Source organism: Polaribacter aquimarinus, from assembly GCF_003129485.1.
Classification (GTDB): domain Bacteria; phylum Bacteroidota; class Bacteroidia; order Flavobacteriales; family Flavobacteriaceae; genus Polaribacter; species Polaribacter aquimarinus.
This window is the reverse complement of sequence record NZ_QFFG01000005.1, coordinates 187,975-201,090: the sequence shown is the minus strand read 5'-3', so window position 1 is coordinate 201,090 and position 13,116 is coordinate 187,975. Positions and strand designations below refer to the sequence as shown.

The 13,116-nt window shown below is 31.4% G+C and carries 11 protein-coding genes; 4 read left to right on the top strand and 7 right to left on the bottom strand.

Annotated features, from left to right (window positions below):
• Nucleotides 1-13 precede the first annotated feature (13 nt).
• A complete protein-coding gene (locus DIS07_RS12010) occupies nt 14-406 on the top strand; it encodes a DUF983 domain-containing protein (protein WP_109405502.1) in 393 nt (130 codons plus the stop codon).
• Here DIS07_RS12010 and DIS07_RS12005 read toward each other — a convergent pair.
• The 7 genes from DIS07_RS12005 to topA all read right to left on the bottom strand — a co-directional run bounded on the left by DIS07_RS12005 (nt 390) and on the right by topA (nt 9,795).
• Nucleotides 390-1,430, bottom strand: coding sequence for an NAD(P)/FAD-dependent oxidoreductase (locus DIS07_RS12005; RefSeq protein WP_109405501.1), 1,041 nt, complete (start codon nt 1,428-1,430; stop codon nt 390-392). The two genes, DIS07_RS12010 and DIS07_RS12005, sit on opposite strands and share 17 nt — an antisense overlap.
• Nucleotides 1,431-1,508: 78 nt before the next feature.
• On the bottom strand, nt 1,509-2,363 hold the full coding sequence (porN, locus tag DIS07_RS12000; protein WP_109405500.1) for a type IX secretion system ring subunit PorN/GldN: 855 nt from the start codon (nt 2,361-2,363) through the stop codon (nt 1,509-1,511).
• 10 nt (nt 2,364-2,373) lie between these two features.
• The gene (porM, locus tag DIS07_RS11995) at nt 2,374-3,918 is read right to left on the bottom strand and encodes a type IX secretion system motor protein PorM/GldM (protein ID WP_109405499.1); all 1,545 of its coding nucleotides are present in this window, start codon (nt 3,916-3,918) and stop codon (nt 2,374-2,376) included.
• A gap of 45 nt (nt 3,919-3,963) precedes the next feature.
• Nucleotides 3,964-4,593: a type IX secretion system motor protein PorL/GldL gene (gene porL, locus DIS07_RS11990; RefSeq protein ID WP_109405498.1), complete on the bottom strand. Its 630-nt coding sequence runs from the start codon at nt 4,591-4,593 to the stop codon at nt 3,964-3,966.
• A gap of 25 nt (nt 4,594-4,618) precedes the next feature.
• Nucleotides 4,619-5,992 carry a T9SS ring complex lipoprotein PorK/GldK gene (gene porK / locus DIS07_RS11985; RefSeq protein ID WP_109405497.1) on the bottom strand — a complete coding sequence of 458 codons (1,374 nt, stop codon included), beginning with the start codon at nt 5,990-5,992 and terminating at the stop codon, nt 4,619-4,621.
• A gap of 103 nt (nt 5,993-6,095) precedes the next feature.
• Nucleotides 6,096-7,259, bottom strand: coding sequence for a formimidoylglutamase (locus tag DIS07_RS11980; RefSeq protein WP_109405496.1), 1,164 nt, complete (start codon nt 7,257-7,259; stop codon nt 6,096-6,098).
• Nucleotides 7,260-7,296: 37 nt separating this feature from the next.
• Nucleotides 7,297-9,795 carry a type I DNA topoisomerase gene (topA, locus tag DIS07_RS11975; RefSeq protein WP_109405495.1) on the bottom strand — a complete coding sequence of 833 codons (2,499 nt, stop codon included), beginning with the start codon at nt 9,793-9,795 and terminating at the stop codon, nt 7,297-7,299.
• Nucleotides 9,796-9,996: 201 nt separating this feature from the next.
• Between topA and miaB the strand changes: the two genes are divergently transcribed.
• The 3 genes from miaB to DIS07_RS11960 all read left to right on the top strand — a co-directional run bounded on the left by miaB (nt 9,997) and on the right by DIS07_RS11960 (nt 13,115).
• Nucleotides 9,997-11,454 carry a tRNA (N6-isopentenyl adenosine(37)-C2)-methylthiotransferase MiaB gene (gene miaB, locus DIS07_RS11970; protein WP_109405494.1) on the top strand — a complete coding sequence of 486 codons (1,458 nt, stop codon included), beginning with the start codon at nt 9,997-9,999 and terminating at the stop codon, nt 11,452-11,454.
• A 2-nt stretch (nt 11,455-11,456) separates the two neighbouring features.
• Nucleotides 11,457-11,798: a hypothetical protein gene (locus DIS07_RS11965; protein WP_109405493.1), complete on the top strand. Its 342-nt coding sequence runs from the start codon at nt 11,457-11,459 to the stop codon at nt 11,796-11,798.
• A gap of 93 nt (nt 11,799-11,891) precedes the next feature.
• Nucleotides 11,892-13,115: a sigma 54-interacting transcriptional regulator gene (locus DIS07_RS11960; protein ID WP_109405492.1), complete on the top strand. Its 1,224-nt coding sequence runs from the start codon at nt 11,892-11,894 to the stop codon at nt 13,113-13,115.
• The last annotated feature ends 1 nt before the right edge of the window (nt 13,116 follow it).

Genomic DNA, 13,116 nt, shown 5'->3' with positions numbered 1-13,116 from the left:
ATTTAGTATTGAAATGCTTAAAAAAGGAACAAAGCTATACAGTATCTCTAAAGCAAAATGCCCAAGGTGTCATGAAGGTGATTTTTTTAAGTATGGAGTTACTCTTAATCCTAATAAAATTATACAATTGCATGACAATTGCCCAAAATGTAATTTAAAATATATGATGGAACCTTCCTTTTTTTATGGAGCTATGTATGTAAATTACGGGATTATTGTTGCCCTTTTTGTGGCAGTGTTTATTATTTGCAAGTTAATTTTAGATTTAACTATTATTCAGAGTTTTGCAGCAATCATCATAACCTCTTTAATTCTTGCTCCTTTTAACTTAAGGTTATCTAGAATTATTTGGATAAATATGTTTGTAAAATATGATGAAAAAGCAACCTCTAATCAAAGCGCTTAATATCTGTTTCTGAATCTAATTCCACATCATGTTCTAAATGATTAAACAGCTGTTTTGCTACGGTTGGAGCAATCATTACGCCACGAGTACCCAAACCATTTAGAATACATAGTTGCGAATATTTTGAATGAATACCTATTAAAGGTCTTCTATCTTTAACTGTGGGTCTAATTCCTGCTGTTTGATCAACTATTTTATAGGGAACATTTATCACTTTTTTAAGTTTGGTTATCAATTCTTCTTTTCCCTCTTCAGAAGGATTAGAGGTTTTGTCTTTCCAATTAAAAGTGGCACCCACTTTATAAAGATTATTACCTAAAGGAAGTACAAACAATGTAGATTTTAATAAAAAATTAATGTTCAATTCAGGAGCGTGAATGGTAATTAATTCACCTTTAGCTTCATTTAATGGTAAATGATTAAAAAAAGGGTTTTGTTTAATTCCAAAACCTTCACAAAAAACAATTTTTGAAGTTTTAAAATCTTTATAATTTATGAATTTACCTTCAAAAGATATTTTCTTATGCTCAAACTTTTCGAAATAAATAATACTCTTTTCTTTTAAAAAACTTCTGTAAGAATCCACTAACTTTTTGGTATCAATTCTGCCTGTTTCTTTTACGTTTCCAAAATTAAAATCAGCTAAAACTCCACTATATTCAGACTTGTCTAATTCTTCATCTAAATATTGAGTCAGTTTTGGTTTATCTAAGGCTGCAAACCAATTGTTTTGGTCTTCTATAGACTTAAAAACCTTTTTTGTGATGAATTTTTCATCAATTTTAATAGATAATTTTTTTTCCAATTTTTTATAAAATGGAAGTGCTTTTTCTAGTTGTTTTGCAGCATTCCAAACAGGTGTGAACCTTTTTAAAATAACAGGATTATATACTCCGCCTGCAACTAAAGATGATGTTTGCGAATCATCTTCGTACACCATAAATGTTTTATTTGCAGATAATAATTCTTCACAAAAAGCCAATCCTGCTAAACCTAAACCAACAATTATATAATCTACTTTCACTCTTTAAAAATAAGTTATTTCAACAAAAAAGCATTCCTTAATCGGAATGCTTTTTTTATGTTATTTATATTTAGACTTTTAATAGTTCCACATGTCCATTTCTCTATTTCTAATTCCTTCTTTTATTTTATTAGCTTCTAATAATTGGAACAAAGAATTTCCCCTAACATAGTCTTCTATGGCTCTATTTCCATAAATATTCTCTTCTCTTACAATAACAGAATTAAACCTTCTTGCATTTAACATATGGTCAAAAGATATTGGATGAGATGCATTTTTAGGGTTAAATACTTTAGCATGGTGTAATACATCTCTTGCAGAAGGGAAGAAAATCCAAAATAGTTCGTAGAGGTTTTCATCTTCTATTTCAGCAACTCCGAGTGTTTGTACATCTTTACCCATTGGAGCTAAAGCCAACAATCTATATTTTAATTCACCTTGACGCTTATCAAAATACCACATTCCTTTAATCATATACCCTTCTACATCTTGTGTTTGAATTCTAAATGTATCTTGGTAACCATTTTCGTCTCGAATATTTACCAAACGAGAATCTATTTCTGCTTTTGTAATTTTAGAGGTAAAAAAGGAATCTGAATAGGCTTCTTTAATTTTTCCCTGCTTAATCCCTTTTAGCAAAGTGTCAAATAAAGATCTTCTATCATTAGATATATTTGCTGTATCTATTGGAAAATAATAAGGTAAATTAATTTTTTGATTTAAATCAATAAATTCCCAAACCACTTTAGACCACATCACATCTCTATCATCTATATAACCGTAAGGAATCGGCCCATCATTATCAGCTGCAATTTGCTGTGTACTTTTTTTCCCTATTTGACCTACAGTTTTCGCATTCAATAAATTAGCTTGTGCATTTATTGAACTACTAACTATCAAGGAGAAAAATATTATTAAACAATTTTTAAACATATTCTATTTTCTAATTTGTAATTTGAATACTTACAGGTAAAACTTTTTTTAATTTGTAAGAAGAATTACCAACAATAGATGCATTTACATCAAAAATAGTAACCACATCGCCTCTCTTTGCTTTAGATAACGCTTTTTTAGCTCTCGCATTAAAAACTGTTCCGTTAACTAAAACAGTAACTTGTCCAGGTACTTTGACTTTAAAACTATTTACTTTTAATTTTAAATCAAAGACAAAATCTGGTAAACCAGCACCAATAGGTGTTCTTCCTAAACTCGTCTTTGGCATTGGAACAATACCATACTGTCCTCTAGCGCTTGCCATAGCAGCTGGAATATCTTTGATTCTAAATGTTTTAGGGGTTTTTATTGGAGTACCATCTTGTAATTTTCCTGAAACATTAATTGTAACTTCATTACCTCCTTTGGGGCTTATGGTATAACTACTACCTTTTACTTGTCTTAAACCAGGTGCTGAAGCTTTTACCAAATTAGCTGGCACACCAGGAATTGAGATAGTTAAAGGGTTTTGAACACCTCTGTATACAACATTCATTTTATCAGCAGAAACAACAGCAGAATTTGGTTTAGAAATCACAGAATATGAAGTACTGAAAGGTACAGGAACTTCTTCACCATTTTCCATAAAATAAATAGTTCCTTTTATCTGTTTATCACCAACATTACCAGCTCTTAAATTAAGATTAACAGCTCCTTCTTTAAAATTATCATAAGGCTTTCCATCTAAAACAACTCTACTTGGTTTTAAACTTGGATCTTCTCTTCCCAAAACAACTGTCCCAACAACTTCATCACCAGGGTAAAAAGCATTTTTCTCTAGTTTAACAATACCATTATAATTGGTCATAGAAACTTCACTTTCCAATTGTCCTCCTAACAAATCTGTAACAATATCACTTTCGGTATTTTTGATATCTGCTTGCATTTGAGTAAGATTTGTTAATGACGCAACAAGAGGAAAACCTTTATAACGATAGTCTAACCAAGGTCTTGGTTTTTTAGAACCATCTTTCTTTTTAGGTACAACAGGGTCCGTACTAAAACGTTTGTTTATAACGTTTGCAAACTTACTATCGTTTCCTAAAATAGTAATTAAATTATTTCTATAACCATTAATTCTATCTATAAAATCTTGACCTTCTTTAGTATACTTATCTCCTTTAAAGAAGTATTCATCTAAAAAAGCTGTCTTATCCATAGATTCGTAATCAGTCTTATCTTCAATATCAGCGGTCATTTTGATTTTTAAATCTTCTAAATATGTATAAAAATCAGATGAAGCTTTTTTAATTTTGTCCGCTTGAATTTTCAATGGTCCAAACTTTGCAGCTTGTTCTGAAGCCTTAGTTGCTAAATTTGTATAAGCATCATTATTTTTAACTGTAGTTGAAATATTATTTTCAGTCAACTTTTCGTTCATAAATCCAAAAGCAGATAAAACCTCTTTACTCATATTCATTGCTAACATTGCAATAAACACAAGATACATTAGGTTTATCATTTTCTGTCTTGCGGACATTTTTCCTCCTGCCATTCTAATTAGTTTTTAATGTTAATATTATATTAGTTTAACTAATTATTATTTTGACATTGCAGAAAGCATTCCACCATACACCCCATTTAGAGAAGATAAGTTTTGTGCTAAAGACTCCATTTGTTCTTTTAGTTTTTCTGTATTTTCTACCACTGCAGTATTCAATTCTGTTTGTTTATCTGCATTTTCAACTTGAACCTTGTATAGGTTATTCAATGTTTCCATTTGAGCAGCTGCCATAGATACTTGTTCATTGTACTTATTTGTAGAAGAAATAGATTCTGATGCCGCAGACAAACCTTCAGCAGCTCCTTGAAAATTCTTCATACTATTACCTAAGCTTTCCATTAAACCTGCATCAATATTTGCTTCTTGCAATAAGTTATCTAATTTTTGAGATAACAAACCTTGAGTACTTTCAGTTTGAGATTCTAATCCATCTTCACCTAATTCGGGATAAACTTTAGACCAATCAAAATCATCTTCTGGTGTATCAAAAGCAGAAATTGCAAAAACAATTGCCTCTGTAACTAACCCTATTGTTAACATTAGCCCTCCTGTTAATGGACCAATTGAAAAGTGTTGAATTTTAAATAAAGCTCCAATAATAACAACTGCTGCTCCCATTCCGTAAACGAAATTCATTGTTTTTTTGTAAGATCTTGATTGTGCCATAATATTTTTCCTAATTTTATTTTTTTTATTTATTTGATGTACCTATGTAATTTTGAACAGTTCTAAAGCCAATGTAACTTCTTGCTGTATCAGCATATTCATAATCTCTAGAACCAACTTCTAGAAAATAAGCTACATCTTTCCATGAACCACCTCTAATTATTTTTCTTTTATTTTTTCTATCTTCTACATTCGGATTCATTGTAGAAGCCATTTGGTATGAAGATAAATTATAGGCTGTATTTGTCCATTCAGAAACATTACCTGCCATATTGTACAAACCATAATCATTTGCATTAAACGACTTAGCTTCCATTGTATATAACGCTCCGTCAACAGCATAATTACCTCTTACTGGTTTAAAATTTGCCAAGAAACAACCTCTATCACTCGTCGTACCTCCAGAACCCCATGGGTATGTTGCAAACTCTAAGCCTCCACGGGCAGCATATTCCCATTCTGCTTCGGTTGGTAATCTAAAATCAGGAACAGATGTTGCATTCTTCCTTCCTCTTAAGTAGTCATTTTTCTTTTTTGTTCTCCAATTACAAAAAGCATTTGCTTGTCCCCAAGTAACTCCTACTACAGGGTAGTCACCATAAGATTGGTGATAAAAATAATCTTGATGCATTGGATCATTGTAGGAATAATTAAAATCCTTTACCCAAACAGTAGTATCTGGATAAATATTTAAAACCTCTGTTTTAACAAAATCCTTTCTATTTCCACCTTTTCTTGCAGCATTATCTCTGTCAAACCAAGAATACCTGTACTTTAAAAATTTAGTATTAAAAGTTCTTACTCCATCTATAGCTTCTTCTCTACTTATGTATAGAGAATCCATAACTTCTACATAATCTAAATCCGGAAAATCTTCTTTTTCCCAAATTATCTCAGGCCCCCAATTTAAAGGTTTTATAGAGTCAATACCATCCCCTAAGCTCCAATAATTCTCGTACATGTACTTTTGATAAGCACTAGCATCAGTTGTATCTGCAACTGCAAACTTAAATTCATGAATTCCTCCAGATGGTGCTGTACCATTTGGATCTGGGTTAACAGACATTTCTGCAAATTCTTGTTGGTAGGCTAACCTAGTTCTAACTATAGAATCTCTAACCCAATATACAAATTCTTTATATTCGTTATTTGTAATTTCAGTTTCATCCATATAATAAGGTCTTACCGTAACTGTTTTTGGCGGAGTATTCATCCCTCCCAAAACATCTTGATCTTGCTTACCCATTGTAAAAGAACCCCCAGGAATTAGTGCCATACCAAATGGTTTTTCAGAGAACCACTTCTTTTTGGCTTTAACACCTACTAATTCACCTCTATCATTGGAACCACAACTGTAAATAACAACTATTAAAAGTGCAAATATTGCTGCTTTCTTCATATTCTAATATATCTTTACTAAAAAGTTCGTAAACCTATTATTTTTTTCGTTAAAAAACAATCTTCAAATTGAATTTAACTTACTATTTTAAATATTTAATTAATTACACCAATTTCTTCATCGCTTTATACCACTTTTCTGGTATAATTTGATTGGTTGTGGCGTCAGTGTAATCTTTATATGTACATGGTATTAACGCATGTCTTTTGTATTTATTATCTGATAAAATATTTATCTCCATCCACCATCTCCCAGATTTATTACTTTTATAAAATATTAGCGGATCATCATTTTCTAGTAAAACTGTAAATCTCTGATAATTTTCTTTACCTGAAAAAGGGTAATCCTTAACTCTAAAATTTACACCTTCTATAAAATACCAAATCATTTGTGCAATCAAATTGGCAGTTTGGTGATTATTGTCTAATTTAGAATTGTATTCATAAATTCCAAAAGAAGACACTTTATCACTTAAACCAGCATATCTTGAAATGGCGCAAATTTCTTCACCATAAAAACCATTTGGAGATGCGTTGTTATTAGCAGGAGCTTCACTTTGTCTAACAGAGCCTAAATCGATGGAAACAATATCTGCATTTCTAAAAGCCGGCTCAATATTTTCTAATTCTTTTGCGTTTCCTAATCTATACGCATCAAAAAATAAATTATCTAATAATTTTATCTCGTCTTGCGCATTAAAATATGTTTGGAAACCGACATTACAATAATTAAATAAATTGTTTGGCTCTTGCATTATAATTTTGCTCAAATAAGATTGAGAGGTTAGTTCATCATCCAAATTACCTAAATCAAAACGACTATCTACTGCTGTGATATTAACAGATTGTTCTAACGTATCGTAAGCCCTATAATTAACATAAGTTATGTCTTGACCTCCGCCTATAATTATGGGAATAATATTTTTTTTGAGTAACTCTGTAATAATTTCTGATACAGCAAAGTAGGTATCTGTTACCGAATTCCCCTTTAGTACATTTCCTATATCTGCAATTTCAGTATGCCAGTCTCCAGGAAATAAAGCATACAATTTTCTTCTGATAAAATGCAGATTTTCTCCACAACCAAAATTATTTTCTGAATTTCTATCTTCTTGAACACCGAAAATAGCAATTTTCACATTTTCTAAATCTGGAAAACCATCTTGTGAAGAGTAAAACCTAATTTTTTCACCAAAGCATAAAGAAGACTGCAACACTAAATGTGCTACAACCGAATCTTTTATAGGGGTTAAAAAATCTTGGTTCATCAATTTTTTTTAAAAACGAATGCAATATAAGAAATACTTATCTCTTTTTGGTAGTTTTTTTACTGGTAGTTTTTCTTTTAGTTGCTTTTTTCTTAGGCGTTTTTGCTTCAATCATCTTGACTGCTTCTTCCTTAGAAAGTTTTTCTATTTTGGTTGTCTTAGGTAGTTCAATCTTAATTTTTCCTTTTAAAATATTAAATCTTCCCCATCTTGCTTTTTCTACCCTAATACCAACGTCTTCCCAATTATGGATTACTTTATCAATTTCTTTCTGTTTCTTTTCTTCAATTAAAGTAACAATATCATTATCTGAAAGATTATCAAAATCGTATTTTTTGTTTACGTTAATAAACATTCCATTCCATTTTAAGAAAGAGCCAAAACGCCCAACTCCTTTTTGTACAGGCAATTCTTCATAATGATAAATAGGAGCATCTGCTTTTTGTTTTGCTACAATTAGTTCTTGCGCTCTTTCTAAATCAACCTCCATTGGATTTTCTCCTCTATCTAAAGAGACAAACATTTTTCCAAAGCGAATATAAGGTCCAAAACGTCCATTAGCTACAACAACCTCTTCGCCTTCATAAGTGCCTAAGGTTTTTGGCAACAGAAATAACTTTAAAGCATCTTCAAGCGAAATTGTTCCTAAATGCTGATCTTTATTTAAGCTCGCAAACTGCTTTTCTTGGTCTTCTGGTGCACCAATTTGAGCAATAGGACCAAATTTACCTAGACGTACTAAAACTGTTTTACCAGAAACTGGATGTTTTCCTAAAATTCTTTCTCCACTCTCTCTTTCTGCATTTTCTTTTACATCCTCAACATTGTCGTGAAACTTTGTATAGAAATCTTTTATCATTTCTATCCAATTTTCATCACCTTCAGAAATATCATCAAAAGAATTTTCTACTTTGGCAGTAAAACCAAAATCCAAAATATTAGAAAAATTAGCAACCAGAAAATCATTTACAATATTCCCAATATCAGTAGGAACTAACTTATTTTTATTCGAACCCGTTTTTTCTGTTAAAGACTCACTTTTTATAGCTCCATCAGTTAAAATTAACTGCTCGTAATTTCTTTCTTTACCCTCATCTTGCCCTTTTTCTATATATCCCCTTCTTTGAACTGTAGAAATTGTTGGTGCGTATGTAGACGGCCTACCAATACCTAATTCTTCTAATTGTTTTACCAAAGAAGCTTCTGTAAAGCGGTAAGGTGGACTTGTAAAACGTTGTGTTGCATTTATAAAACTGTAAGATAATTCATCCGCAATCTTTAAGTTAGGCAACATACCTGCTTGCTCTTCATCTTCGTTATCTGTTCCTTCTAAATATACTTTTAAGAACCCGTCAAACTTTATCATTTCTCCATTCGCAGTAAAGATTTTATCATTTTTAGAGTTTTCAATCTTTACGTTAGTTCTTTCTAATTGCGCATCACTCATTTGCGATGCTAAGGTTCTTTTCCAAATTAAATCGTACAATCTATTTTTATCATATTCTGTATCAATAGAATGCATTTTCATATTTGTAGGACGAATAGCTTCATGCGCTTCTTGAGCTCCTTTTGCTTTCGACTTAAAAACACGTTGTTTACTATATTCAGCACCATAATAATTTACAATTTCTTCTTCTGCTTCATTTCTAGCATCCACAGATAAATTTACACTATCTGTTCTCATATAGGTAATCAAACCCGCTTCATATAAACGTTGAGCAACTTGCATTGTTTTACCCACTGGATAACCCAATTTACGAGATGCTTCTTGTTGTAAAGTTGATGTTGTAAATGGTGCTGCTGGTGATTTTTTTGCTGGTTTTTTTGTTAAATCTGCAATAGAAAAATCAGCATTTGCACAAGATTTTAAAAAATCTTCTGCTGCTGTTTTAGAATCGAAATTCTTTGGAATTGTAGCTTTAAATTTCTTTCCTTCATTGTTCAGAAATTCTGCAACTACTTTATAATGTGTTTCTGTTTTAAATTCTTGAATACTTCTTTCTCTTTCAACAATTAATCTTACAGCCACAGATTGAACCCTTCCTGCAGATAAACCTCCTTTAACTTTACGCCATAAAACAGGTGAAAGCTCATAACCTACTAATCTATCTAAAACTCTACGAGCTTGTTGTGCATTTACCATATTATAGTCGATATCTCTAGGATTTTCAACTGCTTTCAATATAGCTTTCTTAGTAATTTCGTGAAAAACAATACGTTTTGTGTTTTCGTCTTTTAAATCTAACTGCTCTTTTAAATGCCACGCAATAGCTTCTCCTTCACGATCCTCATCACTTGCTAACCAAACCGTTTCTGCTTTCTTAGCTAAGGTTTTTAATTTTTTAACGACGGGTTTTTTATCATCAGAAATAATGTATTTTGGACTAAAATCTCCATCTACATCTATTCCTAATTCTTTGGATGGTAAGTCTGCAATATGTCCATAACTCGATTCTACTTGAAAATCTTTTCCAAGAAATTTTTCGATAGTTTTTGCTTTTGCAGGTGACTCAACTATTACTAAATTCTTTGCCATTTATCTTTCTTTTGTCGCTAAAACGCTTTAAAAATGCACTATTTTGGTTTGCAAAAGTAGTCAGTTTTTTGTGAAAAAAAATTTTTTCTTGAATTTTCAATGAATAATTAACAGAATTACAACATTATATTTTCTGCCAATTTGTCATAAAAATTCAAATTTGGTTGTATCTTTGCTCACCTTCAAATGATAAATTGAAAGATGGAACACGTAGAAAAAATTATCGACGAAAAAATACAAGGAAAGGCGCTTGTAACCGAAAATAAAAAAGAAAACTCAAAGAAATTATTCATTGAAAGCTATGGCTGTCAAATGAATATGAATGATAGTGAAATTGTTGCTGCAATTTTAGATAAACAAGGTTACAATACAACTCAAGTTTTAGAAGAAGCTGATTTGGTTTTGGTAAATACTTGTTCTATTCGTGAAAAAGCAGAAACAACCGTTCGTAAAAGATTGCAAAAATACAATCGTGTAAAACGAGAGTCTAACAAGAAAATGAAGGTTGGCGTTTTAGGATGTATGGCAGAACGATTGAAGGAAAAGTTTTTAGAAGAAGAAAAAATTGTTGATTTAGTTGTTGGACCTGATGCCTATAAAGATTTACCAAATTTATTAGAAGAAGTAAACGAAGGTAGAGATGCTGTAAACGTCATTTTATCTAAAGAAGAAACGTATGGAGACATTGCTCCTGTTCGTTTAAATTCTAACGGAGTCTCTGCATTTGTATCGATTACTAGAGGTTGTGATAATATGTGTACGTTTTGCGTGGTTCCTTTTACACGTGGACGAGAAAGAAGTCGTGATCCAAAAAGTATTTTAGCCGAAATTCAATCAATGGTTGATCAAAACTTCAAAGAAATTACACTACTTGGACAAAATGTAGATAGTTTTTTATGGTATGGAGGAGGCTTGAAAAAGGATTTCAACAAAGCTTCAGAAATGGCGCAAGCTACAGCAGTTGATTTTGCACAATTGTTAGATATGTGTGCAACTCAATTCCCAAAAACACGTTTTCGCTTTTCAACTTCTAATCCTCAAGATATGAGTTTAGACGTGATTCATACCATGGCAAAACATAAAAACATTTGCAAATACATTCACTTACCTGTGCAAAGTGGAAGTAATGCCATGTTAAAAGCAATGAATAGACAACATACACGTGAAGAGTATATGGAGTTAGTAGATAATATCTACAAGATAATTCCGGAAATGGCTTTATCACAAGATATGATTGTTGGTTTTTGTGGAGAAACTGAGCGAGATCATCAAGATACTTTAGATTTGATGGAATACGTTAAATATGATTTTGGTTTTATGTTTGCTTATTCTGAAAGACCTGGAACTTTAGCAGGAAAAAAAATGGATGATGATGTTCCAAATGATGTAAAAAAACGTCGTTTAACAGAAGTGATCGATTTACAACAAAAACACGCTTTATATAGAACTAAACAACATTTAGGAAATACCGAGGAAGTTTTGATTGAAGGAACTTCTAAGAAAGACCCAAATCAGTGGAAAGGAAGAAATACACAAAACACTGTAATAGTTTTTCCTAAAGAACATTATCAATTAGGTGATTTTGTGAATGTTAAGATTGAAGATTGTACATCTGCTACCTTAATTGGTAAAGCTGTTGGGTATTCTGATAATAATTAAAAATGAGTGCATTTAATTTTCATAATAAGACTTTTTATTTAGTAGAAAATTCTGAAAGTGGAAAAGTAAACGCTGACACCGTTTTTAAATATCAACAAAAAGAAAACGTAGTGACTGCTGATTATTCTGGAGGAACTATAAAATACGGAAAAATAATTGCAACACTTGATAATGACATTTTACATATGCTGTATCAATGTGTTACATCAGAAAACGAATTAAAAGCTGGAACAGCAATTGCAAAAATCAGTTACACAAAAGAAAATAAAATGCTTTTAAAATTGAATTGGCAATGGCTAAATGGAAACAAAGAAAAAGGCGTTTCTGAATATATAGAGAAATAAGCAACGAAGTTGCAAAGGGTCAAAGCCTCAATGATAAGTATGGGTACTTAATTTGAAACTTTGAATCTTTGTGACTATGAAACTAAAAGAAAAATGGAAAATTTACAAGCTTTAAAACAACGTTTTGGAATTATCGGTAACGATATTCACCTAAATCGTGCTTTAGAAAAAGCAGTAAGAGTTGCTCCTACTGATATTTCTGTTTTGGTTACTGGAGAAAGTGGTGTTGGTAAAGAAAATATTCCAAAAATTATACATTCTTTATCTCACAGAAAACATGCAAAATATATTGCAGTAAACTGTGGTGCGATTCCTGAAGGGACTATTGACAGTGAATTGTTTGGTCACGAAAAAGGAGCTTTTACAGGCGCAACACAAGACAGAAAAGGATATTTTGAAGTAGCTGATGGTGGAACCATTTTTTTAGATGAAGTTGGAGAATTACCACTAACCACTCAAGTGCGTTTACTACGTGTTTTAGAAAATGGTGAATTCATAAAAGTAGGTTCATCAAAAGTATTAAAAACAAATGTTAGAATTGTTGCTGCCACTAACGTGAATATGCAATCTGCGATTGAAAAAGAAAAATTCAGAGAAGATTTGTATTACAGATTAAGCACCGTAGAAATTCATTTACCTGCATTAAGAGAACGTAATGAAGACATACATTTGTTGTTTAGAAAATTTGCATCAGATTTTGCTCAGAAATACAGAATGCCTTCTATTCGATTGGATGAAAATGCAGTAAATGTATTACTAAATTATCGCTTCCCAGGAAACATTCGTCAGTTAAAAAACTTGGCTGAACAAATTTCTGTAATTGAAGAAAACCGAACAGTTTCTGCTTCAAAATTACAACAATACCTTCCAAATAATAATGGAAATCTACCAGCAATAGTTGGTGGTAAAAAAGAAAATGATTTTTCTACAGAACGTGATATCATGTACAAGATTCTGTTTGATATGCGTAATGACATCAACGATTTAAAGAAACTAACTTTAGATTTAATGAAGACTGGTAATGTAGAAGAAGTGCAAGAAGAACATCACCAATTGATTGAGAAAATCTACAGAAATCAAGAAACTCAGAATACAAATGTTGAAGTTTTAAATATACCTCAAGAAACCTCAGCAGAAAAAGATTATGATTTTATTGAGACTATAGAGGAAGATGAATCTTTATCTTTACAAGACAAAGAAATAGAAATGATTAAAAAGTCTTTAGAAAAAAACAACAATAAACGTAAGTTAGCCGCTAAAGAGTTAGGAATTTCTGAGAGAACTTTGTATAGAAAAATTAAACAATACGATTTGTAAA